Origin of the sequence: Pseudomonas sp. CFBP2511, from assembly GCF_030209255.1 — a bacterium.
Classification (GTDB): domain Bacteria; phylum Pseudomonadota; class Gammaproteobacteria; order Pseudomonadales; family Pseudomonadaceae; genus Aquipseudomonas; species Aquipseudomonas avellanae.
This window is the reverse complement of record NZ_JARVSI010000010.1, coordinates 56,400-82,349: the sequence shown is the minus strand read 5'-3', so window position 1 is coordinate 82,349 and position 25,950 is coordinate 56,400. Positions and strand designations below refer to the sequence as shown.

Annotated in this window: 26 protein-coding genes, 1 tRNA gene and 4 pseudogenes; 25 read left to right on the top strand and 6 right to left on the bottom strand. The window is 56.4% G+C overall.

The window, feature by feature from the left end; genetic code table 11:
- Positions 1–822: 822 nt before the first annotated feature.
- From QRN38_RS08910 to QRN38_RS08885, 6 genes and pseudogenes are all read left to right on the top strand, one after another.
- Positions 823–1,944 (top strand): J domain-containing protein, encoded by a 1,122-nt coding sequence (locus tag QRN38_RS08910; RefSeq protein ID WP_057418871.1) that lies wholly within the window; start codon positions 823–825, stop codon positions 1,942–1,944.
- A gap of 116 nt (positions 1,945–2,060) precedes the next feature.
- A tRNA-Met gene (locus QRN38_RS08905) sits at positions 2,061–2,137 on the top strand.
- A gap of 163 nt (positions 2,138–2,300) precedes the next feature.
- Positions 2,301–3,124 (top strand): annotated as a pseudogene (locus QRN38_RS08900) (tyrosine-type recombinase/integrase); the annotation flags it as partial.
- A 32-nt stretch (positions 3,125–3,156) separates the two neighbouring features.
- Positions 3,157–3,309 (top strand): hypothetical protein, encoded by a 153-nt coding sequence (locus QRN38_RS08895; RefSeq protein WP_230857763.1) that lies wholly within the window; start codon positions 3,157–3,159, stop codon positions 3,307–3,309.
- Between the two features lie 537 nt (positions 3,310–3,846).
- Complete coding sequence (locus QRN38_RS08890) at positions 3,847–4,173, top strand: hypothetical protein (protein WP_057418870.1); 327 nt, start codon at positions 3,847–3,849, stop codon at positions 4,171–4,173.
- On the top strand, positions 4,170–4,799 hold the full coding sequence (locus tag QRN38_RS08885; protein WP_057418869.1) for a hypothetical protein: 630 nt from the start codon (positions 4,170–4,172) through the stop codon (positions 4,797–4,799). The genes QRN38_RS08890 and QRN38_RS08885 overlap by 4 nt, the downstream gene beginning before the upstream one ends.
- A gap of 88 nt (positions 4,800–4,887) precedes the next feature.
- Here the strand turns inward: QRN38_RS08885 and QRN38_RS08880 are convergent, their stop codons facing one another.
- The gene (locus QRN38_RS08880) at positions 4,888–5,493 is read right to left on the bottom strand and encodes a hypothetical protein (RefSeq protein WP_057418868.1); all 606 of its coding nucleotides are present in this window, start codon (positions 5,491–5,493) and stop codon (positions 4,888–4,890) included.
- Between the two features lie 102 nt (positions 5,494–5,595).
- Here QRN38_RS08880 and QRN38_RS08875 point away from each other — a divergent pair, with 102 nt between their 5' ends.
- A complete protein-coding gene (locus QRN38_RS08875; protein ID WP_235814755.1) occupies positions 5,596–5,943 on the top strand; it encodes a hypothetical protein in 348 nt (115 codons plus the stop codon).
- A gap of 44 nt (positions 5,944–5,987) precedes the next feature.
- Here QRN38_RS08875 and QRN38_RS08870 read toward each other — a convergent pair whose 3' ends face one another.
- Positions 5,988–6,308: a hypothetical protein gene (locus QRN38_RS08870; protein WP_057418867.1), complete on the bottom strand. Its 321-nt coding sequence runs from the start codon at positions 6,306–6,308 to the stop codon at positions 5,988–5,990.
- Between the two features lie 432 nt (positions 6,309–6,740).
- Here QRN38_RS08870 and QRN38_RS08865 point away from each other — a divergent pair, with 432 nt between their 5' ends.
- The 3 genes from QRN38_RS08865 to QRN38_RS08855 all read left to right on the top strand — a co-directional run bounded on the left by QRN38_RS08865 (position 6,741) and on the right by QRN38_RS08855 (position 9,702).
- Positions 6,741–7,568, top strand: a complete 828-nt coding sequence (locus QRN38_RS08865) for a competence protein CoiA (RefSeq protein WP_235814754.1) — start codon at positions 6,741–6,743, stop codon at positions 7,566–7,568.
- Between the two features lie 350 nt (positions 7,569–7,918).
- Positions 7,919–8,677: a KilA-N domain-containing protein gene (locus tag QRN38_RS08860; protein ID WP_057418865.1), complete on the top strand. Its 759-nt coding sequence runs from the start codon at positions 7,919–7,921 to the stop codon at positions 8,675–8,677.
- Between the two features lie 761 nt (positions 8,678–9,438).
- Positions 9,439–9,702, top strand: coding sequence for a hypothetical protein (locus tag QRN38_RS08855; RefSeq protein ID WP_057418863.1), 264 nt, complete (start codon positions 9,439–9,441; stop codon positions 9,700–9,702).
- Between the two features lie 128 nt (positions 9,703–9,830).
- On the opposite strand, the gene QRN38_RS28245 is transcribed toward QRN38_RS08855, so the two are convergent.
- A complete protein-coding gene (locus tag QRN38_RS28245; protein ID WP_371245708.1) occupies positions 9,831–10,556 on the bottom strand; it encodes a methyl-accepting chemotaxis protein in 726 nt (241 codons plus the stop codon).
- Positions 10,557–10,736: 180 nt separating this feature from the next.
- Positions 10,737–11,711: pseudogene (locus tag QRN38_RS28240) on the bottom strand (cache domain-containing protein); the annotation flags it as partial.
- 462 nt (positions 11,712–12,173) lie between these two features.
- On the opposite strand from QRN38_RS28240, the pseudogene QRN38_RS28235 reads away from it, so the two are divergent.
- The 4 genes and pseudogenes from QRN38_RS28235 to QRN38_RS08835 form a co-directional block, all read left to right on the top strand.
- A pseudogene (locus QRN38_RS28235) lies at positions 12,174–13,088 on the top strand (methyl-accepting chemotaxis protein); the annotation flags it as partial.
- 39 nt (positions 13,089–13,127) lie between these two features.
- Positions 13,128–13,991, top strand: a complete 864-nt coding sequence (locus tag QRN38_RS28230) for a methyl-accepting chemotaxis protein (protein ID WP_370445648.1) — start codon at positions 13,128–13,130, stop codon at positions 13,989–13,991.
- Between the two features lie 163 nt (positions 13,992–14,154).
- Positions 14,155–14,394 carry a ribbon-helix-helix domain-containing protein gene (locus tag QRN38_RS08840; RefSeq protein WP_005770970.1) on the top strand — a complete coding sequence of 80 codons (240 nt, stop codon included), beginning with the start codon at positions 14,155–14,157 and terminating at the stop codon, positions 14,392–14,394.
- Positions 14,394–14,804, top strand: a complete 411-nt coding sequence (locus QRN38_RS08835) for a putative toxin-antitoxin system toxin component, PIN family (protein WP_057418861.1) — start codon at positions 14,394–14,396, stop codon at positions 14,802–14,804. Before QRN38_RS08840 ends, QRN38_RS08835 begins: the two co-directional genes overlap by 1 nt.
- A gap of 51 nt (positions 14,805–14,855) precedes the next feature.
- On the opposite strand, the gene budC is transcribed toward QRN38_RS08835, so the two are convergent.
- Positions 14,856–15,620, bottom strand: a complete 765-nt coding sequence (gene budC, locus QRN38_RS08830; RefSeq protein WP_005770966.1) for a meso-2,3-butanediol dehydrogenase — start codon at positions 15,618–15,620, stop codon at positions 14,856–14,858.
- A gap of 464 nt (positions 15,621–16,084) precedes the next feature.
- Between budC and QRN38_RS08825 the strand changes: the two genes are divergently transcribed.
- From QRN38_RS08825 to QRN38_RS08775, 11 genes and pseudogenes are all read left to right on the top strand, one after another.
- Complete coding sequence (locus QRN38_RS08825; RefSeq protein WP_057418860.1) at positions 16,085–17,353, top strand: OprD family porin; 1,269 nt, start codon at positions 16,085–16,087, stop codon at positions 17,351–17,353.
- Between the two features lie 178 nt (positions 17,354–17,531).
- Positions 17,532–18,359, top strand: a complete 828-nt coding sequence (locus QRN38_RS08820) for an NAD-dependent epimerase/dehydratase family protein (RefSeq protein ID WP_057418859.1) — start codon at positions 17,532–17,534, stop codon at positions 18,357–18,359.
- Between the two features lie 56 nt (positions 18,360–18,415).
- Complete coding sequence (locus QRN38_RS08815) at positions 18,416–19,300, top strand: glucurono-1,5-lactonase (RefSeq protein WP_007244160.1); 885 nt, start codon at positions 18,416–18,418, stop codon at positions 19,298–19,300.
- A gap of 56 nt (positions 19,301–19,356) precedes the next feature.
- Positions 19,357–20,382 (top strand): TRAP transporter substrate-binding protein, encoded by a 1,026-nt coding sequence (locus tag QRN38_RS08810; protein ID WP_005770956.1) that lies wholly within the window; start codon positions 19,357–19,359, stop codon positions 20,380–20,382.
- A 63-nt stretch (positions 20,383–20,445) separates the two neighbouring features.
- Entirely contained in the window at positions 20,446–20,973 is a 528-nt protein-coding gene (locus tag QRN38_RS08805; RefSeq protein WP_005770954.1) for a TRAP transporter small permease, read from the top strand.
- Entirely contained in the window at positions 20,974–22,254 is a 1,281-nt protein-coding gene (locus QRN38_RS08800; RefSeq protein ID WP_024665964.1) for a TRAP transporter large permease, read from the top strand.
- An 83-nt stretch (positions 22,255–22,337) separates the two neighbouring features.
- Complete coding sequence (locus QRN38_RS08795; RefSeq protein WP_057418858.1) at positions 22,338–23,309, top strand: EamA family transporter; 972 nt, start codon at positions 22,338–22,340, stop codon at positions 23,307–23,309.
- Positions 23,284–24,165, top strand: a complete 882-nt coding sequence (locus QRN38_RS08790) for an aldose 1-epimerase (RefSeq protein WP_057418857.1) — start codon at positions 23,284–23,286, stop codon at positions 24,163–24,165. Before QRN38_RS08795 ends, QRN38_RS08790 begins: the two co-directional genes overlap by 26 nt.
- Positions 24,166–24,278: 113 nt before the next feature.
- On the top strand, positions 24,279–24,509 hold the full coding sequence (gene vapB, locus QRN38_RS08785) for a type II toxin-antitoxin system VapB family antitoxin (RefSeq protein WP_003380366.1): 231 nt from the start codon (positions 24,279–24,281) through the stop codon (positions 24,507–24,509).
- Positions 24,509–24,913, top strand: a complete 405-nt coding sequence (vapC, locus tag QRN38_RS08780) for a type II toxin-antitoxin system tRNA(fMet)-specific endonuclease VapC (protein ID WP_005770950.1) — start codon at positions 24,509–24,511, stop codon at positions 24,911–24,913. The genes vapB and vapC overlap by 1 nt, the downstream gene beginning before the upstream one ends.
- Before the next feature lie 31 nt (positions 24,914–24,944).
- Positions 24,945–25,064 (top strand): annotated as a pseudogene (locus QRN38_RS08775) (aldose 1-epimerase); the annotation flags it as partial.
- 32 nt (positions 25,065–25,096) lie between these two features.
- Here QRN38_RS08775 and QRN38_RS08770 read toward each other — a convergent pair.
- Positions 25,097–25,936 (bottom strand): hypothetical protein, encoded by an 840-nt coding sequence (locus QRN38_RS08770; RefSeq protein ID WP_162236207.1) that lies wholly within the window; start codon positions 25,934–25,936, stop codon positions 25,097–25,099.
- Positions 25,937–25,950: the final 14 nt, after the last annotated feature.

Below are 25,950 nucleotides of genomic sequence, written 5' to 3'. Positions count from 1 at the left end.
GTGAAGCGCTCGTAGCCATCCGGCCACCAGCCAACGGTACGCAGCGATGCGGTGTCCAGACCGGTGACTGCCGCCTGCAGCGTCTTGAAACGATTCATTGTGTCGGCAGGTGCGCTTTCACGGATCAACGCTGCATTGACGCCCTCGAGCGCTTTGGTGATGCGCGGGATGCCAGCATCGACATTGGCCATCGCTTCTTTGGCAGCAGGGGTTGGCTCGCGCAGGATGTCGGAGGCTTTCCAGCGGGCCGCGTGATCGCGCTGAGCGGACAATTCAACGTTGAGTTCGTCGAGCGCCAGCAATTGGCGCACGCCTGACTGCTCTCCCGAGATGACATCGAGCTTGTTGCGATAGTCCTTGGTGATTACCCACACACTGCCCGCCAACGGCAACATGAACAGCAGGAACAAGACCTGAAACTTGCGAGCAAAACCAAAATGCCCCATCAGGCGCATGCCCGGTGACAAAAGACTGTTCATGTCCTGCAACTCCCCGTGAACACCGGCCGGATCTGAACAAACAGAGGCGATGCATTTTTTCAGAAAAAACACTGACAGCAAAATGCCATGTTCTTGTTTCAATGGCGATACGTGTTGCCTCACATTGGTACGAAAAACGCTGTGGCAGGATCGCTTTCGTAGCAAGTAGTGCGGCAATTGACGCTTCAACTACATTCAAGCAAGAACCGGACCGCCATCATCAATCGGAAAAGGCTTTCTTACAGCAGCAAATTATTCACCCTGAGAGCACGCCGAAAAAAGTAAGCTTGGTAGAAACCACCCTATAAGTCACCGCGATCTCGCCCTCACAGGAGGTCTCCTCATGACCACCCCGCCCGCGTCGCCGCGTATCGTTGCGCAACCCTCCAAGCCTCAATTGAGCGCCGGCCAGAAAAAATTCAACACGCTGATGGAGAAGCTTGAAACCAGACGCAAGCTTCTCCAGCAATGGTTATCGGCTTCGACGACCTGTGAGCAGCTGTGGGTCAAAGAGCTGGTCCCGATGTTCAAAGAGCAAGCCGAGAACGACATAAGCAAGCTGCGCCTGCTTGACCAGGCCTTTGATCAATTCCGCCTGAGCAAGAAAGACCGCGCCACGCTGTTGGAGATCATCTGCGCCATGACGATTTCGCTCATGGGCGCAGGGCACGACGAAGAGCTCAAGCAGTTGTATCTCAAATACACAGGTAACGATTTCGACGAAGAGCGGCGATTGGAAGACGAGCTGTTCAAGACGTCGCTGGAGGACGAGTTGGGCGTGGAACTGGGAGACGATGTCGACCTGCAATCCATTGACGACGTGACCCGGCACATTGAAGAGCAACTGAGAGAACGGGCCGAACAGGAACAACACTCACAGAAGCCGAAAAAGCCCACTGCCAGCGAAATACGCCGCGAGCAGGAACAGGCAGAAGGCAGCCAGTCGTTACGCGAAATCTACCGCAAACTGGCCAGCGCACTGCACCCGGACCGCGAGCAGGACGCCGATGAGCGCGAGCGAAAAACGGCGCTCATGCAGCGAGTGAACGAAGCCTACGAAAATGACAACCTGCTGGCGCTGCTGCAGATGCAAATGGAGATCGAGCAGATCGATCAGACCCACATCGACAGCATCTCCGACAAACGCCTGAAGCACTTCAACCGCATCCTGAGCGAACAACTCAGAGAGCTGGAAGACGAGATCCATGATCGCAAGATGACGATCAGGGAACAATTCCTGATGGACCCCTACGAGGACATCAAACCCAAGACCGTCAACGGCAAATGTGCGAAGCAGATCAAAATCATCCGTGGACACCTTGATCAAGCGCAAAATGAACTGCAGGCACTCACTGAACCAAGGAGCCTCAAGGCCTGGCTCAGGGATCAGCGGGAGATGGCCGACATGCTGGAGATGGCGGAAGAGTTCGATGACCTGGAAATGCTCGACACCTTGTTCCGATAACCCCCGGAAAACGCCGCCATTGCGGTGGCGTCTGCCTAAGCGATTGATCACAAGCAATTATTTTTCACAGCAACGCTTGACACATATCCGCTTAGCGCGAATAATGCGCGCCACTTGGCTACATAGCTCAGTTGGTTAGAGCATAGCATTCATAATGCTGGGGTCCGGGGTTCAAGTCCCTGTGTAGCCACCAAGTACCGGTTTAGAGGCTTTTCTTAAGCTTTTAAACTAAACAAGAAGCCCGCCTCGTGCGGGCTTTCTTGTTTCTGGCTATCTCATCTTGCATCACCTTATAGCTTCCCGCCGTGTGTCCCTGTGTATCCTTGCGAAATAATTGAACCGAAGGGATACAAACCGTGAAACGGCCTGAAATCAAGCGCCGGCCGCTCTCCAACATAACTACTTGCGGGTCTTGAACCGGATCTAAGGGAGTACCGCGAGCTTGACGCCAACGGCCTGTACTTCCGCGTGAAGCCTGACGGACAAAAGTCCTGGCAGCTGCGTTATAAAAAAGCAGACGGCAAGTGGTCTTGGCTGGGACTGGGCGGATACCCCGAGGTCAGCGGCGCAGCGGCCAGAGCAAAAGCCGCAGATATCCGCGCCGATAAGGCCGAAATCCTATGGTGACCAAGCAGGCGCGCGAGGCAGCAGAAGCCCAGGCAACAAACGATACGTTTGAGACACTGGCCCGTGAATGGCATGCCTCCCGTATCGGCGGCTGGGACGCAGGCACGACCAAACGGATCATGGGTGCACTTGAACGCCATGTGTTTCCCACCTTCGGCCAGCGCCGGTACACCGGAATCCAGTCAATGGAGTGGATGGAGCTGCTTCGGGGGTTGGAGCAACAGGGCATTCTTGAGCAGATGAGCCGAGTGCGCGCTTATTGCAAGGATGTCTACGATCTGGCTCGCGTGACCGGCCGCGCCGTGAACAACTCGCTGGGGGGGTTCACAAATTCCTTTCCAGCGGCAAAGTCGAAAACTACGCCCACGTCTCCGCCGAAGAGCTGCCCGCCCTTCTTCATGCAATTCAGTCATACCCGCATGCCAAAGACGTGCAGCTGGGCCTGCGCCTGCTCGCCCTGCTGGCGGTACGTCCCAGCGAGCTGCGCGAGGCCCAATGGTCGGAGTTCGATCTGGAAAAGAAGCTGTGGACCATTCCGGTCGAGCGCAAGGGCTGGGCTTTGAGCGGATGTGCGATCTGCTAAACGTGAATCCCGTTCACCGGCATCAAGCCATTGATGACGGTGACACCAGCCTGCAAGGCATAGCGTACCTGTCACAGCTGGAAGACAGCTCATCAGGCTACGGCGACGACTGGGGCGCTGGCGGGCAGATTACCGCGCCTGCCACGCAGCAATGATCCAATTCATTCGGGAATGCCCAGAGGACCAACTACCCGATCTATTTGAGCTTGGCGCACCACTCGCTCCAAGGCCACCCCATCACCTCACGCTGCATTGATTCAATACCGCCTGAATGCTCTTGAATGACCGCCAGTGAGGGACGGCTCATTGATTCGTTCATGCGCGCCACAATTCGACTTGGTGTAATTTCGTGGCGCGGAAACCACATCCTGCACCTGCCATACCGAAACGGGAGACCAGGTGCTGGTCCTGTCGGAGATGTCCTGAAATCTGAGGACATCTTTCTATGAGCGGGTTCCTCAGTTGAATGCGGGATTTTCCCAACGTCCCCCAGTGAGGAGAGTTGAAAGCCACCATCGGCGTAGCTCTCTCACTAGGCATTCATCCTCGGATTGAGGGTGGACAGCAACATCCGCGCCACGAAATGGCTTGCTCGCATTTCGTAGCGCGTGACAAAGTAGCCACCTGCCATACCAGAATGGGAGGCCGGGTCATCTGACTGGCGGGGATTTGTAAATTGACAGGGAGAAGTTATGAGCAGCGAATTCAAGCATCGCAGGTCCATTGCATTTGTTGATGAATTTGTCGACAAGTACACGGTAATGGCGATCAGTTGGAATGGTGAAGAAAGGCTGCATGTGACTCTCGGCCGAGACTCCCTTGAGGTTGTAAGCGAACAAATTGTGCCAGATGAGAATGATGCCAGGAAAGCGGTGCTCACTGGCGGAAGTACTGTCGCGTATAGGCATGATGTGGCAGGGCTAACAATTCCTATAGACGTAGCGGAAGACTTGGCAATCGCACTTTTGAAAGTGGTTAAGCATTCTAAAGATCGCGCATCGCGAGATCCATTAGTGTGAGCCGCACTAAATTTGGGCCCGAATACGTTCCTGAGCCGATCGGCAAGGATGATCCAGAGTTTGAATCCTTCATGAGCGCAGCGCTGGAGGGGCGACCGAAGCTCCACTTTGCGCCAGACTTGGTTGCCATTTACGAGGCCGCCAAGCTTGGGGTTACAGATCCCTACTCAATGGACATGACCCCTCCTCCTGCTGACCATGGAAATGATGACAAACCGACCCCCTCGGCGGATACTGAATCCATGAATGAAATCACTCGCGAAGAATTCAATGCCAAGCTAGAAACCATCGAGACCAAGATGGACGCTCGCGTGGCAGAGGTTTCATCAAAAATTGACTCTTTCGTTGCGATCCAAACTGAGCGCGACAAACGGATGGAGGCTACACTCGAGCAAATTTCCAGCAATCATGGATCTATTAAATCGAGCATCGGCTCGATGAAGACCACCATGATTGTCACTGCTGTATCTACCGTCTTGGCTATAGTGATCGGCGTAGCGGGATTCAACGCCATGCTTACATCGAACATGGTTGCATCGTTTCAGATGGGCCGAAGCGAGCAGGTTTATCAGAAAAACGCTGAGCAACCACCACCCAGTACCCATGCACAGCCCCAGCAGAAATAAATAAGCCCGGCCTACCGCCGGGCTTTTTCGTTCCAGACCCACTCTTTCCGATTTGATCCGGCCCACCACTGAGCGGCCTTTTTGATAACTATAGCGACGCTGCGTCTATACCAGCCAGCCTTAGGGATTCGGCCAGAGATGGATCGAGCGCAACCTCGCCAGTTGACGAGGCCGCCTGATTAATTCCTACGGTGCGGTATTTGAGAACTTTTCCCGCAAGCATCTGCTTGAGAATCTTCTTGGCCTTATCGCCGCCCGCGATGGTATATGGGCTCATCATCTGTGTGGCGTTAATCATTGCCTGCTCTTGTGCATTTTTGACAATAGTCGCCTGCTCGGATGGCAGGTTCAGAACGTACTGCGGCGCAGCAGGCATTAAGCTAACTGGCGTCTCCTGCGGCGTGATAGTCCAGGCTTCGTTCTGATCAATTCGCAGTTGCACGGTGCCCACAGGGATCTTAAAACGGCCGCCAGACATCACACCTACATAGACCTGGCCGCCCTCCTTCCGCACGACTGGGTAAAACTTCAGCGTGCTCGTAATGATGCTATTACCCGCAGAGAAATCCCCAGTCGTCACCATCATGGTGGTCTTGTCCGTGAATTCGTCGATGCTGCCAGTGGCCTTCCATACCGAACCTGCGCATCCACCTAAAGCAAGGGTAGCCGTCGCTAGGGCGATCATCCGTTTCATGTCCAGCTCCATAATTTGAGTTTATCGATTGTATCAGAGCGAGGTTGTCTGCCATGACCCGCCACTGATCGGACTTTTGTTTGGCTTACGCCGACCGCTCTGTTGCCGGCTGCAACGGCTCTGGCCGACATCAAGCTCAGCGAGCGAAGGAACATCGGTCGCTGCCTTGAGCTCGCCAGTACGCTGCTGGAGGAACTGAGTTCGTCGACCGATATGCGAGGCGACATTGCCGATCTGATCAGACAGTTGAAGGAGCAGGCCGACGACTCGGCGGATGCGCTGGAACTAGCCAGCAGGATGTCCAGCTTCCCGCGCCGCATGAAGTCCATGGAGCTGTCGGAGATCATGAAGACGCTGATTGCTCTGCAGCGCCAAGCATACGGCATTGATGAATCGAGCCACGAAGAACCTTACGAGGATCGGCTGGCACGGGTGATGGGTGTTGTCTGATTCGGGCCGCGCTGGTAACGACATTACGGCGGCCCTGATCGGTGTTAATGCTTAATGCCCTTAAACAATATCGCGTGTGCGTACTCTTCCCCCGCCCTAGCCTGCATATCCGCCCAGTCAGCGAACGGAGTGTTTTCTGCAATAAACAAATCCCAAGGCTCATCTGGAATTGCAAGGAAGTCTTCATCTGTCTCGACTTTGTAACCTGCAGCCTCACAGAGCGATAGAAAATCGGGGCTTTGGGTGTGCTTTGAAATGAATCCGGGATTCATCAGATCGAGCAGCTTGACCTGCGTGGTTTTGCCAAGAGCGCGCGCGTTATCAGCCAGCTTTTTGAGGCCGCTTAAATCACCTTTCATAGACATTGATCTGTGCCCTTGTATTTATGGTTACCTGATTGAGGCGTGGGACTGACATCCAGCGCTCAGGGCAGCATAGACAAACCTGAACAAGGTGCCGCACCTTTTAAAAATCAACACGCTGTTGCATTTCAACCACTCAGGAGCAGTACCGAGAAAATCGGTAGCGCTCTGATGCTCGTGCTTGATCAAGCCACCCGGGTACGCTCGCCCAATCTAGGTATCCACGCTGGTATCCACCCATTCGCTTGCGAAAGTTAATGCGCGCAGTATTGACTGCAAGACGGCATTGAGCCACGCACGAGCCAGTGACCAATCTTGATGACCAACAGTATTGACCATCCCAAGGTCAACGACGCATGCGATCCCTCACCTCATGAGTAAATGCGGCCTGGCCTATTCAGCTACGCTAATTCGCATAATCAACAGGAGGCGGCCATGCCATCTATGGAAGTAGCGCTTGTAAACGGAGAACGCGCAGCTCCAGCGCCGGGTCTGAAAGGCGAATGTCCATTGTGTGGGAAGCCCGCACAGGCGAAATGCGGGCCTATCATCCGCTGGCACTGGGCACACGCCGGCCGTCGACACTGCGATCCGTGGATGGAGAACGAGGGGCCTTGGCATCGCGCCTGGAAAGCACTGTTTCCATTGGAGTGGCAGGAGGTCGTCGCGTTTGACCACTCTGGCGAGAGGCACATCGCAGATGTGAAGCGGCCTGACGGCACGGTCATTGAGCTTCAGAACTCTCCTATGAGTATCGAGGAAATGGAAAGCCGAGAGACCTTCTATGGAGAGCGAATGATCTGGATCGTGAACGGCGAGAAATTCAAGGAGCACATCCGGATAGGCGAATCGCTACCTGACCCTAATCACAAGCGGCTGCGCGATTTCAAGCTGGGAATGCCTACCTATACGAAATGGTTGAACCACTTTAGGCAACCGAGTCATGACGGCAGCGGTTATGGCTATTTTCGCAGGAGTGATATTGCTGCTGACAAGTCGCAGGGGGCGATTTTTGAATTGCACCACGGCAAAGCGTTCGATGGAATTGTGGCTGAGTCGTACCGGGGCCAACACGCGTGGTCGTGGAGAAATCCTCGCGAGGGGTGGCTGATGCCCCGGCGCACCGTTGTCTTTGACATGGGTCAGGGTGTGATGTGGGCGATAGCCAAGTACGGAGACGATGAGGGTCTGTGCCTTCAGCACGTATCGCTCAAAGCGCTCCTAGACTCCCTGCTATCGGGCGCGACACCTACTCTTAGCTGAGCGGTGTAGCTCGGTGCTCTTCAAGTATTTGCTGAGCTTCCAACGACCTGAAGGCAGGTCGGGGCAGGGTTTAAAACGAGCCGTTCACCCTGACGCGGAAACTGGTCAGCTTGGCTGACTACCCGAATGCCAGGTAATTTGCTCACATCCTGCTGGTGACATCTAGAGGTCGCCATGAGGTTTGAAATAGACAACCTCCCACCGAAGCAAGGAACCCATCCTAAATGGCAATAGCCGAGTGCAACCAGACCCGGTATAAGGGCTCAATGTGACGCCGAAGACCTCAGCTAACCTAGTACTCCAGAGCATCTGGGGGCAGGGAGGTCACCTTATCGCCCGAGGGGAACAAAATGGTTCAAATGGATTTGCCTGTTATTCCACACGAAATGGAAGGCAACCTTATTCATCAGCGCGCCGTGGATGGGTACATCAACGCCACCGCTATGTGCCAGGCTGCTGATAAAAAATTTAGCCACTACCATACGACAAAGACGAATAGCGACTTTCTTGAGGCTTTGTCTAAATCGCTCAAGCTACCGATTGCGGTACTGGTACAGTCAGTAAAAGGCGGAAATTACCAAGGTACCTGGGTACATCCTCAAGTGGCTCTCCACCTTGCTCAGTGGCTATCAGCAGACTTTGCTGTCCAGGTTACTGCTTGGATTGCTGAATGGATGGCTGGCGGAGTATCTCCAAAAAATGCAGCGCGCATCCCTGTGCATCTCCAGCGGTATATCGCAAACAGAGCAAAGATCCCACACACACATTTCTCAATGCTCAATGAAATTGTTCTGGCTCTTATCGCGCCGTTAGAGGCTGATGGTTATGTTCTGCCGGAAAATATGATCCCTGACATATCTAGCGGGCGAATGTTTTCTGGTTGGCTGCGCAAAGAAAAAGGCATTGAGCCAAAAGACTTTCCAAGCTACCAACATCAGTATCTGGATGGGCGGATTGTCGACGCTCGACTTTATCCTATAGCGCTTTTGAGTGATTTCCGACTGTACTTCTACGGTACTTGGATTCCACAACGATGCCGGACATACTTTCAGGAAAAAGATCCGGTGGCGCTGAAATACCTGCCGGCCCTACTCGAAAAGCTAGCATAACCCATTGATTTAAAAGCGATGCCGGAATACCGGCATCGGTAGATTTGGTGGGGCTTGCCCACTCAAGGCACCGGCCATCCGTGAGTTCGCATGGTACAGGGTGTCAACCAACAACTGCCCATGAATGACCACTCCCTGATCCGAGGTTATGCTCGAGCGAGGAACTACCAAGAACGCCGCACAGTAGTGGAGATAACACATCGTGCCAGAATTATCGCAGCACATGTGTAGCATGGTCGTGACGAGCACACTGTTTAACTTAACCGGCGACGCCTGATCAAGATTGGCCTACCGTTGGTCTGGACTGGAGCAACCGAATTCGACGGTTTTTTTAGCCCGCGCAAAACCGGCTGAAAGCACCCTAGCAGACAGCTATTTTTATCCCTATGTGTATCCCTTTAAAATCTCACAGCATAAAAATCTAAAAAATACAGAGACTTATAGATCCAGCTCAAACGTCTGTGTACCACCAACTACCAGTTTAAAAGCTTCTCTGAAGCTTTTAAACCAAACAAGAAGCTCGCCTCGTACGGGCTTTCTTGTTTCTGGTGGCTGCTCACAGCCTCCAGTAGCCACTGGCGCAGCACCCTATTGCTAGTTGCTACCGCTCTGAACCTGAGCCCAGCGCTCATGAATGCAGAAAGCCTCACCCAATGCCGTGCTTTTTGCTCAGCCCCCTCCCAAACCCAGCTCTCAGGCATGAGCTATGCTCAACAAGGATGGCTTACGAAGGGCCAGCATTTCTTATGAAGGAGCAACGCATGCGCAAACTCGTACTCTCCATGACTGCCGCACTCTTCCTGGCAGGTGCCGCAGCACCAGCAGCTTTCGCAGAGAGCGAGCTGGAAAAGGGCGTTAGACACGACAACCGCGAGCTGGATAAAGGCGTTGATCATGACGCCAAAGAAGTGGACAAAGGCGTAAAGCACGACGCGGGTGAGATCGACAAAGGTGCCAAGCATGACGATAAGGAACGTCACAAGGCTGACAAGCACATCGATAAAGAGGTCAAAAAGGATCTCTGACAGAAGGCCTGCCACCGTGCAGGCCTTTTTCATTCTGCGCAGTTCTGAAAGTTGAAACGATGACAGGACACCCTGTTCAGGAACCGGACCACACTCATGTGATCCGGCCTCTGTTACTGGATATACGGTCAGATCTTGAAGCTGTCGACCAATTGTTTCAAACGTCCGGCTTGCTGTGAAAGCGCAGCGCAATCCTTGAGGGTTTCATTAAGGTTGGCGACGCCTTGCTGATTCAGTGTGTTGATCTGGTTGATATCAATGTTGAGTGTTTCAACAACAGCGGTCTGCTCTTCTGTGGCGGCTGCGACAGACTGGTTCATGCCATCGATTTCGCCAATACGACGCGTTACATCGCGCAGTCGACTTCCCGCCTGATTGGCAACTTCGACACTTTCCTGACTCGACACCTGACTTTCGTTCATGTTGAGCACAGCGTGCTGTGAGCCGGTCTGCAAACCACCGATCATCTTGTGAATTTCGTCTGCGGATGTCTGAGTGCGATGAGCCAGGTTACGCACTTCATCGGCGACTACCGCAAAACCACGGCCCGCTTCACCCGCACGCGCAGCTTCGATGGCGGCGTTGAGGGCCAGCAGGTTGGTTTGTTGCGAGATGCCTTTGATGACATCGAGGATATGGCCGATGTTGTCGGTGCTGGCATTGAGCTGCTCGATCTGCGTGCAGGAATCGCTGATCTTGGCGGACAACTCGCTCATGGCGTTGATGGTCTTTTCGACCACCACCTGACCGTCTTCAGCCTGAGTTCGGGCTTCACTGGCCTGAATCGAGGCGTCCGATGCGTTACGGGCAATTTCCTGGGTCGCAGCACCCAGCTCGTTGATGGCAGCGGCCACACTGTTGGTGCGGGCGCTCTGCTCGTCAAAGCCGACGATTGACGAGTTGGAAGAGTTGACCACTCGTTGCGACAGGTCATGCACCTGCAGCGTGGCAGAGGATACCTCGGCAATGGAGGCATGCACGCGCTCTACGAACTGGTTGAACGAGCCGCCCAGTTCGGCGAACTCATCCTTGCCCTGAATACTCAGGCGTCGGGTCAAGTCACCCTCGCCCTGGGCGATGTCCTGCATTGCCCGGCCCATGTCGGTCAGTGGGCGCATCAGTGCGCGAATCAGCAGGCTCAACAGCAACGCAATCACTGTCACGGCAATCAACACAGCGACCATCGCCGAGCTGCGGAACTGGCTCAACGGCGCGTAGGCCTTGTCTTTGTCGATCGACAAGCCGATGTACCAGTCAGCCGAGGGCAGGCCGGTGATCGGGGTGAACGACAACAGCCTTTGCTGGCCATTGAGGGTGACCTCACGCAAGCGCGCGTCCAGGCTGAGGGTCTGGCCGGGGTAGATATCCTTCAGGTTTTTCATGACCTGGTCTTTGTCCGGGCTGACGATGATCTGCCCGTCGCCACTGACCAGAAAGGCGTAACCGATACCGCCGAATTCGACCGAATTGATGATCTTGACCAGCGTGTCCAGGCTCAAGTCACCGCCCGCCACACCGCTCACCTGACCTGCGGTCCTGACCGGGCTGGCGATGGTTACCACCAGACCGCCGACAGAAGCCAGATACGGCGCACTGAGAATGGTTTTGCCGGCGTCGACCGTGGACTTGTACCAAGGCCGCTGGCGTGGGTCGTAACCCGCTGGCATATCGACATTGGGCCGCTGAGTGAACATGCCTTTGCTGTCACCAACGTAGGTGAACTGAAAGGTCGACACCAGTGAAGACTGCGATACCAGCCCGCTCAGGTCGGAATTCACGCCCTGAAACGCGACGTTCTGGGCGAGGTTTTCCAGCACCAGAATGCGTCCGCTCAGCCAGTTCTGCACACTGCTGGCGGTCAGTTGCCCTGCCTGCCCCACCGAGGACTCCAGGTTCTGGTTGATGGTGGTGCGTTGCAGGTAATCGTTGTACAGCGTGAACAGCGCGAACGCCAATACCACAACGCCGGACGCAGCCAGCAGGATTTTATGACGAAACTTTAAAGTCATTACGAGGCATCTCAACAGGGACAGAGGGGTTCGGCTGCCTGAGCAACTTGCTTACAAGAATGTCATTCCCTGTAAGCAATAAGCCCACAAAAAGAAGGTGTTCATTGCACGAACAGGGACAGCATTTTGACGTCTTTTTAATGACGACAATGCTCTGTTTCAATGTGCTCGGCGAGCATTTATAACCGTGACATGCCGTGATTGAAAGCCCGCCGGTATCTTTTACTATTCGCGCATTTTTTATTTTAGCTTGGCGAACGCTGGCCGATAGTGTCTGTATGAAATGCCTTGGCGGTCGCACAGTCACAACTTCCGCCAACCGCTTCACCTTTAAAATGACCACGCTCGGAGAATTCGATGAATAGCTGGTTCGCAAACATCAGCGTCAATATGAAGCTGGCCCTCGGGTTTGGTCTTGTACTTGTTTTTACTGCCATTCTTGCCCTGACCGGCTGGACCAGCATGACCAGTCTGATCAATCGCAGCAACTGGATGAGCGACATTACGTCACTTAATTCACAACTGACCAAACTGCGGGTTGCCCGCCTGCAGTACATGGTGGCTGACGGCGACGAGAAAGTCGCAGAGGCCGTTCAGGTCTCGCTGGATGGCTTCAAGAATTATCAGCAGAAGCTGCTGGCCACGTTCAAGAGCCCCGAGAACGTGAAAATGCTCGAACAATTGTCTGCGGTGATCGCTGACTATCAGAAATCGCTGAATAATATGCGCAGCGGGTACAAGGCCAGCACTGCGGCGCGTGATGAACTGACCATGCATGCCGGCAAAAGTATCGATGTGTTTGAGCTGCTTCAGGATGAAGTAAAAAAAATGGACCCTGCCGATGCCAATCGGTTTGAGCAATACCGGATCGTCACTGATGCAAAGGAAAACCTGAGGCTCGCGCGTTATGAAGTGCGTGGCTACACCACCAATGCCACGCCCGAAACCGAGCAGGCAGCCGTGGCAAAACTGGATCTGGCCATCAAGGATCTGGACACGCTGAAAACAACGTTCAGCAGCACCCAGGCCGATCAGCTCAGGCAACTGGAAACCTCGCTGATGGCCTACCGCACCACGCTGCAGAACTTCAAGGCCGCGACTGCTAACATCGCTCTGGCTCGCCAGGAAATGACGGTACAGGGCCAGGACATCGTCAAAATCAGCGAAGCCATGTATCAGTTGCAACTGAATCGCCGCGATCAGGAAAGCGCGCAGGCCCGCACCACGCAGATCACTTGCACGCTGCTGGCCATCATTTTGGGCATGATCGCAGCCGTGATCATCACCCGGCAGATTACCCGTCCATTGCAGGAAACCCTGGCAGTGGTCGATCGCATTGCTTCCGGCGACCTGACCCAGACCCTGGCGGCCACTCGTCGTGACGAGCTGGGTGTGTTGCAGCAAGGTATTCAGCGCATGGGCAGCACGCTGCGTGAGCTGATTGGCGGGATTCGCGACAGTGTCGTACAGATCGCCAGTGCCGCCGAAGAGCTGTCGGCCGTTACCGAACAGACCAGCGCCGGCGTCAACAGCCAGAAAGTCGAAACCGATCAGGTGGCCACGGCCATGCACGAGATGTCGGCCACGGTTGCAGAAGTGGCACGTAACGCCGAGCAGGCCTCGCAGGCAGCGTCCAACGCCGACCGCGAAGCACGCGATGGCGACAAGGTGGTGGGCGAAGCGATTGCCCAGATCGAGCGTCTGGCCAACGAAGTGGGTCGCTCTGCCGACGCCATGGGTCTGCTGGAGCAGGAAAGCGACAAGATCGGCAAGGTCATGGATGTGATCAAGGCGGTGGCCGAACAAACCAACCTGCTGGCCCTCAACGCCGCCATCGAGGCCGCGCGTGCCGGGGAAGCCGGGCGCGGTTTTGCCGTGGTTGCCGACGAAGTTCGTGGCCTGGCGCAGCGTACGCAGCAATCCACCGTCGAGATCGAGACGCTGGTTGCCGCCCTGCAAAGCGGCACGCGCCAAGTGTCCAGCATCATGCTGAGCAGCCGCGAACTGACCGTCAGCAGCGTACAGCTGAGCCGTCAGGCCGGTACGTCGCTGGGCAGTATCACCCAGACAGTCTCCAACATTCAGGCCATGAACCAGCAAATCGCCGCCGCTGCCGAGGAGCAGAGCGCCGTAGCCGAGGAAATCAGCCGCAGCATCGTCAACGTGCGCGATGTGTCCGAGCAGACCGCCTCGGCCAGCGAGGAAACCGCTGCCTCCAGCGTCGAGCTGGCGCGCCTGGGCGGACAATTGCAGACGATGGTCAGCCACTTCCGGATCTGATCATCCGCAGCAACCCTCAAGCCCGGTTTTCCGGGCTTGTTTGTTTCTGTCCTCCACAAAAAGGCACTCAAGCCTACAGACAGCGCTGCTGCAAAGCTTTTCGACTGTTCCACAAGACAAAAGACAGGCGTATAAACACATAAACACCTATCGAGGAAAAGGTATGAATACAACTCGCTGGAACATAGCCGTTTCTGTAGACACTGACCAATCGCTGCGCATGTTTCTGGCCAGCCAAGGCGGTGGTCGCAAAGGCGACCTCTCTCGCTTCATCGAAGAAGCAGTGCGGGCACATATTCTGGAATTGAGCGCTGAGCAGGCAAAAGCTTCCAATGCGCATTTAAGTGAGGCACAGCTGACCAACACGATTGATGAAGCTCTCGACTGGGCACGCAAACCCTGATGCGGGTCGTATTGGATACCAACATCCTGTTCAGCGCCCTGATCTCGCCACATGGTGCACCCGACACCATTTATCGTGCCTGGCGCACCGCCCGCTTCGAGATATTGACCTCACAGATGCAGCTGGATGAAATTCGTCGGGCCAGCCGCTACCCCAAGTTGCAGGCTATCCTGCAGCCCTCCAAAGTTGGCACCATGATCAATAACCTGCAGCGAGCTCTAGTGCTAGAGCTCCTGACAATTGAAGAAGAGGCCGATGATCCAAATGATTCATTTTTGCTGGCTATGGCGCTTGCAGGCGATGCGGACTATTTAGTCACTGGCGATCGCCGCGCCGGCCTTTTGCAGCGCGGGCACAGTGGGCGTACGCGAATCGTGACGCCTGCACTCTTCTGCGCTGAAGCACTTTAAAATGATCACAATCGACCACGTGGCGAGGTGGCAAAGGCGCAGCTAGCAACATCAAGCCTGCGGCGGCTGGCCGTTGGACGCTGACAATCCGCCATCCACCGGGAGGTTGACGCCAGTCACGAAGCGCGCGTCTTCACTGGCCAGAAAAGCGATGACATCGCCGACATCTTCAGCTTCGCCCGGACGCCCCAGCGGGATGCGTTCCATGAACTTTGCCATTAATGCTTCATCACCCAGCATGTCTTCAGTCAGTTCGCTGCGAGTCAGTGATGGGCAAACGGCATTGATTCGTACGCCATCTGCGCCATGGTCCAGGGCCAGCGCGCGGGTGAAATTGGTAATCGCGCCTTTGGCAGCATTGTAGAAGCTCATGCCCCAGTCGCCGCCCAGGCCGGACACCGACGATACGTTGATGATGTTGCCTTTGCTGGCGATCAACGCAGGCATGGCGGTACGGGTGCAATAAAAAACACCATCCAGATCCACTGACATCACTGCTTTCCAGTCTTCCACGCCCAGCTCCGTCACCTTGCCCGACTTGACGACACCTGCGTTGTTGACCAGTACATCCAAGCGACCGAAGCGTTCAGCCACTTCCTTGAACAGCGCCTCTACATCCGTCAGATCCGCCACATCGGTAGCCCTGATCAGATGCTCTGCACCTTTCAGTTGCGCGGCTACTTTGGCAAGCTTCTCCTGATTGCGACCGACCAGCACGACGCTCGCGCCTTCATGTGCGAAACGCTTGGCGGTCGCTTCGCCGATTCCAGAACCGGCTCCGGTGACAACAACGACTTTCTGGGTGAATCGATTCATGCGGCAGCTCCAAAAGAGAGAATGGGTTATGAGGTGGACTGCGCAGTCTTGCGTAGCGTTCAGTCCCATTCAGCCAGCGCTTTATGACCGGTTAAAAATCAGGTGAATCGGTAAACCTCGACTAACAGCGCGTTGACAAACAGAGGCCACGCTGTAAATATCGCCTTGGTTGTACGACAACCTATAACGCCAAAAATAAAAACAAGACTGGGCCAATCATGAAAACTCTCGTCTACACGTCCGCCCCACCGATTATTGAAGCCTTACCTGCTCTGGCTGCGTTGCAGTGCCTGACACCTTTTCAGATTCACAGTATTCGCTGATACACCGCGAACGGTACTCGGCCGTCTGTCGGTCGAGGCCATGCCTGGCAACAGGCATCACGTAATCCTCGAAGGTGTCGGTCGCCGCTGCGCGTGACCAGAAAAGGGGACGGTTTTGATAAACAAGGGAGCAAAACAATAATGACATCTCACACTTCCCGCTCGCGCATCCTGCTGGGTGTTGGCGGCATGACGCTGATTTTCCCGATGCTGAGCATGGCCGAAGGTTTCGTGGACGACACCAAAGCCACGCTGACCCTGCGTAATGCGTATTTCAATCGTAACTTCACCAACCCCGCATTTCCCAACAGCGCAGCGCCGCAGAACAAAGCTGAAGAATGGACACAAAACTTCATCCTCGATGCCAAGTCGGGCTTTACCCAGGGCGTGGTCGGTTTCGGGGTTGATGTGCTGGGCCTGTATTCGCTCAAGCTTGATGGCGGCAAAGGCACGGGAGGCACTCAGTTGTTGCCGATCCACAGTGACGGCCGCCCGGCGGATGATTTCGGGCGTCTGGGTGTGGCGGGCAAGGCTCGGGTTTCCAAGACCGAACTGAAAGTGGGCGAATGGATGCCGGTGCTGCCAATCCTGCGTTCCGATGACGGCCGCTCGTTGCCGCAAACCTTTCAGGGCGGACAGGTGACGTCCAGGGAAATCGACGGGCTGACGTTGTATGGCGGCCAGTTCCGGGGCAACAGCCCGCGTAACGACGCCAGTATGGAAGACATGTCGATGAACGGACGAGGCGCGTTTACTTCTGATCGCTTCAACTTCGGCGGCGGTGAGTACGTCTTCAACGACAAGCGCACTCAGGTCGGTGTCTGGTACTCGGAACTGCAGGACATCTACCAGCAGCAGTACTTCAACCTGTTGCACAGCCAGCCCATCGGCGACTGGACCCTGGGGGCCAACCTGGGTTTCTTCACCGGCAAGGAAGACGGCAACAAGCTCGCGGGCGATCTGGACAACAAGACCACCTACGCGCTGCTTTCAGCCCGCTACGGCGGCAGCACATTTTATGTCGGCCTGCAGAAACTCACCGGCGATACGGCGTGGATGCGCGTCAACGGCACCAGCGGCGGCACGCTGGCCAACGACAGTTACAACTCCAGCTACGATAACGCCAAAGAGAAATCCTGGCAGTTGCGCCACGACTACAACTTCGCAGTGCTCGGTGTACCCGGCCTGACCATGATGAACCGCTATATCAGCGGCGATAATGTGCACACCGGCACCATCACTGACGGCAAGGAATGGGGGCGCGAGTCGGAACTGGCGTACACCGTACAAAGCGGCGCACTGAAAAACCTCAACGTCAAATGGCGCAACGCAAGTATCCGCCGCGACTTCAGTGCCAATGAATTCGACGAAAACCGGGTGTTCATCAGCTACCCGATTTCGCTGCTCTGACCGTGAGGCAAAGCCTGCCTTCCGAGACCGGCTTTGCCTTGTCGCAGGTGTCTGTGCTGCAGTTCGCACAGGGACTTTTTTATACCTTGGCCGCGTTGACAATTCACGTAGGCGGTGCCGATAATCCGGCAAGTCATACGACAACAGATGACAAAAAATAACAATCGGGACTTTTCTCATGGCATCGGCTCATACCACTCAAACTCCCTTCAATCGCCTCCTGCTGACCGGTGCTGCAGGCGGCCTGGGCAAGGTATTGCGCGAGACACTGCGCCCTTACTCACACATTCTGCGACTCTCTGATATCGCCGAGATGGCACCCGCGGTCGACGACCGTGAAGAAGTGCAGGTCTGCGATCTGGCGGACAAAGACGCCGTACACCGTCTGGTCGAAGGCGTGGACGCCATTCTGCATTTTGGCGGCGTGTCGGTCGAACGGCCTTTCGAGGAAATCCTCGGCGCTAATATCTGCGGCGTGTTCCATATCTACGAAGCTGCCCGCCGGCATGGCGTGAAACGTGTGATCTTCGCCAGCTCCAACCATGTGATCGGTTTCTACAAGCAGAACGAAACCATCGACGCGCACTCCCCGCGCCGCCCGGACAGCTACTATGGTTTGTCCAAGTCCTACGGCGAAGACATGGCCAGCTTCTACTTTGATCGTTACGGCATCGAAACCGTCAGCATCCGCATCGGCTCATCGTTCCCTGAACCACAGAACCGCAGAATGATGAGCACCTGGCTGAGCTTCGATGACCTGACCCGGTTGCTCGAGCGCGCCCTGTACACGCCGGACGTCGGCCACACCGTGGTGTATGGCGTGTCGGACAACAAGACCGTGTGGTGGGACAACCGCTTTGCCAGCAAACTGGACTATGCCCCTAAAGACAGCTCGGAGGTCTTCCGCGCCAAGGTCGACGCCCAGCCAATGCCGGCGGACGACGACCCGGCAATGGTTTACCAGGGCGGTGCGTTTGTAGCGTCCGGACCGTTCGGCGATAAATAAGCGGCGCTCTCCTGGCGCAGAACTCTGGTTGCACAACTCTGGAGATACGAACCGTCATGGATGCCGAACTGATAGTCGATGCACAGAATGCAACAGGCGAAAGCCCGGTCTGGAGCGTGCGTGAACAAGCGTTGTACTGGGTGGATATTCCCAACGGCGAGCTGCATCGCTGGGATTCCAGTCAAGACCACACGCGCAGTTGGAAAGCACCGCAAATGCTGGCCTGTATCGCTGCCGACAGCCGTGGCGGCTGGATTGCCGGGATGGAGAACGGCCTCTATCACCTGCAGCCCTGCGACGACGGCAGCCTGATCAGTACCCTGCTGGCGAGCGTTGAACATGCTCAAACGGGCATGCGCTTCAATGATGGCCGTTGTGATCGCCAAGGGCGCTTCTGGGCGGGCACCATGCTGATGGACATGGCAGCGGGCGCAGTGGTTGGTGCACTGTATCGATACAGCGCCGGGCAAAAGACACTGGAGGCGCAACTTAAAGACCTGATCGTCCCCAACGGCCTGGCGTTCAGCCCGGACGGCAAAACCATGTACCTGTCCGATTCACACCCTGCTGTACAAAAGATCTGGGCTTTCGATTACGACACTGACAGCGGCACGCCACATGACCGCCGACTGTTCGTGGACATGAACAACTATCTGGGCCGCCCGGACGGCGCTGCAATCGACGCAGACGGCTGTTACTGGATCTGCGGCAACGATGCGGGTCTGGTCCATCGCTTTACCCCCAACGGCAAACTCGACCGCTCGCTGGTCGTGCCCGTGAAAAAACCTGCCATGTGTGCGTTTGGTGGCCCGAACCTGGACACCCTGTTCGTGACCTCCATTCGCCCAGGTGGCGATCTCAGCGACCAGCCGCTCGCCGGTGGTGTGTTCGCTTTGCGACCTGGCGTCAAAGGCCTGGAGGAACCCGTTTTTCAGGGCTGATTGCGCCTACCGAACAATCCTTAGCTCGACCAAAAATAACAACATTGGAGATATCCATGGATTTCAAACGCAAGCTTCTCATCGCGGCACTCCCGCTGGCCTTCTGCATGTCGGGCCTGGCCCAGGCAGACGTCAAAATCAAGTTCGCCGAGGTTCATCCCGCAGGCTATGCGCCGGTTGTGGCCGAACAGAACATGGGCAAGAAGCTCGAGGAGCAATCCAAGGGCGAGATCAGCTTCAAGATGTACGCCGGCGGCGTGCTTGGCTCCGAGAAGGAAGTGGTCGAGCAAGTGCAGAGCGGTGCCGTGCAGATGACCCGCGTCAGCCTCGGCATCGTCGGCCCGGTAGTGCCGGACGTCAACGTCTTCAACCTGCCGTTCGTGTTCCGCGATCAGGCACATATGCGCACGATTATCGACGGTGAGATCGGCCAGGAAATTCTCGACAAGATCACCAACTCGCAATTCAACATGGTCGCGCTGGCCTGGATGGATGGCGGCACCCGCAACCTGTACACCAAAAAACCGGTACGGCAGATTGCTGACCTCAAAGGCATGAAAATCCGCGTTCAAGGCAACCCGGTGTTCATCGAAACCATCAACGACATGGGCGGCAACGGCATCGCCATGGCTACCGGCGAGATCTTCAGCGCCCTGCAGACCGGCGTCATCGATGGCGCTGAAAACAACCCGCCCACCTACTTCCAGCACAACCACTACCAGAACGCCAAATTCTTCACGATGACCGAGCACTTGATCCTGCCTGAGCCGATCGTGATGTCGAAAGCCACCTGGGAAAAGCTCAAGCCCGAGCAACAGGCGCTGGTGAAAAAGCTCGCGCGTGAAGCGCAGATGGAAGAGCGCGTGTTGTGGGACAAGTCGTCAGCCGATGCCGAAGTCAAGCTCAAGGCCGCAGGCGTGGAATTCATCACGCTGACACCGGAGCAGAAGAAAGCGTTCTACGACGCTACCCAACCGGTACGTGACAAATTCGGCGCGCCCTACAAGGACTTGATCAGCCGCATCGAAGCGGTCCAGACCAATCCGGCGCTGGCTGCGGCCAGTTCCCAAGCGGCCCAATAAGCCTGTCCGATTAAGCTGCGGGGACGAGCGCAAGCTCGTTCGCCGCCGCAGTGGTGAGCCTCCATGAAAAATACGCTTTTGCGCATCAACGACACGCTCTATCGGGCCTGCATCGGTATCGCCGGTCTGTCGGTGCTGATCATGACCCTGATCATTCCCTGGGGCATCTTCGCCCGCTACATCCTGGGCAGCGGCTCCAGTTGGCCGGAACCTACCGCCATTCTGCTGATGGTGGTGTTTACCTTCTTCGGTGCCGCCGCCAGCTACCGCGCCGGGGCGCACATGGCGGTTTCGATGGCGGTAGACCGCATGCCGCAGCAGGTACGCCGCATCGCCTCTGTGCTGGTGCAGATCCTGATGGCGACAGTGGCCCTGTTCATGATCTTCAAGGGCTTCAAGCTGTGCGCCACCACCTGGAATCAGTTTGTCGGCGAACTGCCCTTTCTGCGCGTCGGGATCTCTTACCTGCCGATCCCCATCGGCGGCATCGTGACCCTGGTTTTCGTGCTGGAAAGGCTGTTTCTGGGTGACCAGAGTCATCGCGCAGTGATGCGCTTCGACGTCATTGAAGAAAGCGAAGGTGCCGCATAAATGGACGCTTTTATACTGTTGGGCAGCTTCATCGCACTGATTCTTCTCGGCATGCCGGTTGCCTACGCGCTGGGCCTGTCAGCCCTGATCGGTGCCTGGTGGATCGACATTCCGGCCGACGCCTTGATGATCCAGATCGCAGGCGGGGTGAACAAGTTCTCGCTGCTGGCGATCCCGTTCTTCGTGCTGGCCGGGGCAATCATGGCCGAAGGCGGGATGTCACGACGGCTGGTCGCGTTCGCCGCAGTACTGGTGGGCTTTGTGCGCGGCGGCCTGTCGCTGGTCAACATCGTGGCATCGACCTTCTTCGGCGCTATCTCGGGTTCTTCCGTGGCCGATACCGCGTCGGTAGGCTCGGTGCTGATACCGGAAATGGAACGCAACGGCTACCCTCGGGACTTCTCGACCGCCGTGACCGTCAGCGGCTCGGTTCAGGCTCTGCTTACGCCTCCCAGCCACAACTCGGTGCTTTATTCACTGGCCGCTGGCGGCACGGTATCGATCGCCTCGCTGTTCATGGCCGGGATCATGCCAGGGCTATTGCTCAGCGCGGTGATGATGGGCCTGTGCATGATTTTTGCGCGCCGACGCAATTACCCCAAGGGTGAAGTGATTCCGCTGCGCAAAGCGCTGAAAATTGCCGGTGAAGCACTCTGGGGCATGATGGCCATGGTCATCATTCTCGGTGGCATTCTGTCGGGGATCTTCACCGCCACCGAGTCGGCTGCCATTGCCGTGCTCTGGGCGTTCTTCGTCACCATGTTCATTTACCGCGACTACAAATGGCGCGATCTGCCCAAGCTGATGCACCGGGCCGCGCGGACCATCTCCATCGTGATGATCCTGATCGGTTTTGCCGCCAGCTTCGGTTACATCCTGACGCTGATGGAAATCCCGATGAAGATCACCACGGCGTTCCTGACCCTGTCAGACAACCGCTACGTGATCCTGATGTGCATCAACGTCATGTTGCTGCTGCTGGGCACTGTCATGGACATGGCCCCGCTGATCCTGATCCTCACCCCGATTCTGTTGCCGGTCATCGTCGGCGTCGGCGTGGACCCGGTGCACTTCGGCATGATCATGCTGGTCAATCTGGGGATCGGGCTGATCACACCGCCGGTGGGCGCAGTGCTGTTCGTCGGCGCGGCGGTGGGCAAAGTCACCATCGAAGCCACCGTGAAAGCCTTGCTGCCGTTCTACGTCGCGCTGTTTCTGGTGCTGATGCTGGTCACCTACATTCCTGCCATCTCGCTGTGGCTGCCGAGCGTCGTGCTCTAAGGTCTGTCGCTGCAACGCCACCGGGCTCTGCAAAGAGCGCCGGTGCGCACTCTCTGTTATCCAGCCAAGGAGGCTGGTTGCGTATGTCCGCCCCTGCCCTGTTCCCCCGTCACATTGCCGTGCTGATCCTCGCGCTGCTGGCCTGCTCGTTTGCCGGCAATCACATTGCCGCACGTATTGCCTTCGATCACGACACCGGTCTGCTGCTGGCCATCCTTTGTCGCTCTGGCGTGACCTTGCTGGTGCTCACCAGCCTGGTGCTGTGGCAACGTGAAACACTCAGTCTGCCGGCCAGCACTTGGCGCTGGCAGTTGTTGCTCGGGCTGCTGATCGCGACCCAAAGCTTTTGCATCTATTCGGCAGTGGCGCGCATTCCGGTCGCGCTGGCGTTACTGGTGGTCAATGTCTCGCCGATCCTGCTGGCGTTGCTGACCTGGGCGCTAGGCGGTGCCAGGCCGACACGCCATGCGGCAGGCCTGATGGCGCTGATTCTGTTTGGCCTGACACTGGCGCTGGACGTGCCGCAGCGGTTGTCGAACCCGGGCAGCAGCGAGCCGCAGTGGCTGGAGGGCATCGCCTATGCGGGCACCGCCGCGGTGGTATTCGCGTTCGCACTGTGGATAACCGATAACAAACTGGCGGGCATGCGCGGCAGCGTTCGCAGCATGCTGACCATGGCCGTGGTGTTTGTGGTAGCAGCCGTTGCAGGCAGCAGTGGCGTATTGCCCGGCGGCGTGGATCTCCCCTCCAGCCGAATCGGCTGGACCGCACTGGCGAGTCTGGTGCTGCTCTACGGGCTGGGTTTCTCGCTGCTGTTCATCTGTATGGCGCGTCTGGACATCAGCCGCAATGCTCCGGTGATGAACATCGAGCCGGTGGCGAGCCTGCTGTTCGGCTGGCTGATTCTCGATCAGTTGCTCAGCAGCGGCCAGATCCTCGGCGGGCTGATCGTGGTCAGCGGCATCGTGCTGCTGACCTGGCGCCGCGCCATTCCGCAAGCCCCCCAACCACCCGAAAAGGCCCTGCATCATGCCCGTGAACGTTCTGACCCTTGAAGACGGCATTACCCGCCTGAGGGTCGCTCCCGACATCGGCGGCAGTATTGTCAACTGGACCGTACTGGCCAGCGGACAACCTCTGCTGCGCCACAGTGACGAGGCAGCACTGGCTGCCGGCACTGCGAGGCGGCTGGCCTGCTACCCGCTGGCGCCCTGGTCGAACCGGATCGGCAGCGGCGGCTTCGACACGCCGGACGGCTGGCTGGCGTTAACACCGAACAGCGCCAACGACCCGCTGCCGATTCATGGCAGTGCGTGGCAGCAGCCATGGTCGGTCATCGAGCAGACGCCTCGGCGGGTCTGTCTGCAACTCGACAGCCAGAAGCCATTCGCCTACCGCGCGCACCTGCGCTACACCCTGCACGATGGCAAACTGAGTATCGAACTGACCACCACTCATCTGGACAGCCGCGCCATGTGGCACGGCCTGGGCTTGCACCCTTACCTGCCACGCACGCCCCACACACGCCTGCAGGCCAGGGCGGCGCAGGTCTGGCTGTGCGATGAGGCAGGTTTGCCGAGCGAGTTGCAGGATCTGCCCGCCGAATGGAACTTCCACCACAGCAACACACTGCCCGATGCACGGCTGGACAACGGCTTCACCGGCTGGGATGGCCACAGCCTGATCAGCCAGCCAGACCTGGGCTATGAGCTGCACTGCCACGCCACCGGCAGCGAGTACTTTCTGATGTTCTGCCCACCGGGGCTGGATTTCTTCTGTTTCGAGCCGGTCAGCCACCCGGTCAATGCCCATCATTTGCCAGGGCATCCGGGGTTGAAGCTGTTGCGGCAAGGGGAGTCGATGAGGTTGGGTGTCAGTATTCACTACAACGTAGTGGCGCGGACGTTATGAATACATCCTTGGCGCTCATTTCAGGTTACAAGGCAAGCCGGGATATCCCATTGACATATCCCTAAAAAAACCTACTCTTGCCTATCAGACAGACCCGCCAGGAGGAATGACTCATGGAACAATCCACAGTCTTCAAAAGCAATCGAAGTCAGGCTGTTCGACTTCCAAAAGCGGTGGCATTGCCCGACGACGTGAAACGGGTAGACGTCGTAGCAGTGGGCAGGACACGCATCATTTCCCCTGCTGGTGAAATGTGGAACAGTTGGTTCGATGGTGAAAGTGTCAGTGATGACTTCATGGCAGAGCGCGAGCAGCCAGTTGAACAACTGCGCGAATCACTCTGATGCTCAAATACATGCTCGACACCAATATCTGCATCTTCACTATCAAGAACAAGCCGGTGTCGGTACGTGAGGCCTTCAACCTTCATCACGGGCAGCTGTGTATCAGCGCGATCACGTTGATGGAGCTTGTCTACGGCGCAGAAAAGTCTTCCAGCCCCGAAAGAAATCTTGCTGTTGTAGAAGGTTTTGCAGCGCGTCTTGAATTGCTTCCCTATGATAGCGACGCCGCGGCTCACACCGGCATGATCAGAGCCGAGCTGGCCAGAGCGGGTACACCGATTGGCCCGTACGATCAAATGATTGCAGGACATGCCCGCTCTCTTGGCCTCGTGGTCATCACCAACAACCAGCGTGAATTTCAGCGCGTCGAGGGGCTGAGGGTAGAAGACTGGGTAAGCCAATGACCTCAACGCTATAACTGCAACGCCTCTTGGTTTTGAGCCGGTCAGCCACCCGGTCAATGCCCATCACTTGCCAGGGCATCCGGGGTTGAAGCTGTTGCGGCAAGGGGAGTCGATGAGGTTGGAATTCAGCCTGCAGTACAAAAAACCGTAACAGGCCTTATCCACGCGCTGACTGACTACTTCTCACGGGGTAATCACCAGTGTTGAAAGACCGCTGACGCTAGTAACGCCAGTGGCGGTGTCGCAGCTGTCGTTCAACGTTGACTGAAGATTGCCCAGTAAAAATGTACTGGTGGCATTGGCGCCTTTATAGCGGCCGTCCACAATTGTCCCAACACCGACAATGGTCGTGTTTAAAGTACCAATGTTATTGATCGTCGCGTTGAACGTGTAAGTGCTGGTGACGCCATCGCTCCAGCTAATGACCCATGTCCTGCTGGAGGTTGGCAGCAGCAACGACTGGCAGGAAAAAGTCGACTGGAAGCTTTCGCTGGACGAAGCGCTGGTAACCAGAGGGAATGAGAGCGAAACACACGGGCTCCAGTTGCTCGTCGTCGATACAACAATCGTCTGACTGGTGTTGGTCAATCCTGGCGACCAGTTTGTACTATGGGTTCCTGTACAGGTAACCAGATTTAAAGCCTCGGCTTGAGCTCGCTGAGGCGCAAAAAACCCCATACAAACGATGACCAGCAGTACACCGGCCAGCCTGGCCAGCGTAGATGAAGCACGTGCAACGCGAGTGTCCATAATGGTCTCCCTGACCTTGATAACATCCAGATCAAACATTAAACAGCCAGCGCTCACTGAGCTACTGTCAGAAATGACAGCGACGGCCTGCATGACCGGCCCGTGGTCATTGTCATGGCCGCACCTGTAAAATGCCTCCACACCGCTCGTCACATCCTGTGATCCACTCTTCATCCCGCTACGTAACACCTCTGCATCGCGAACCAAAACCAGACAATGGTGATCAGAAGGTGGATTATGCGCATTACTGCCAGTCTCAGGACCTTCTGTCACTTGTCCACCCCTCA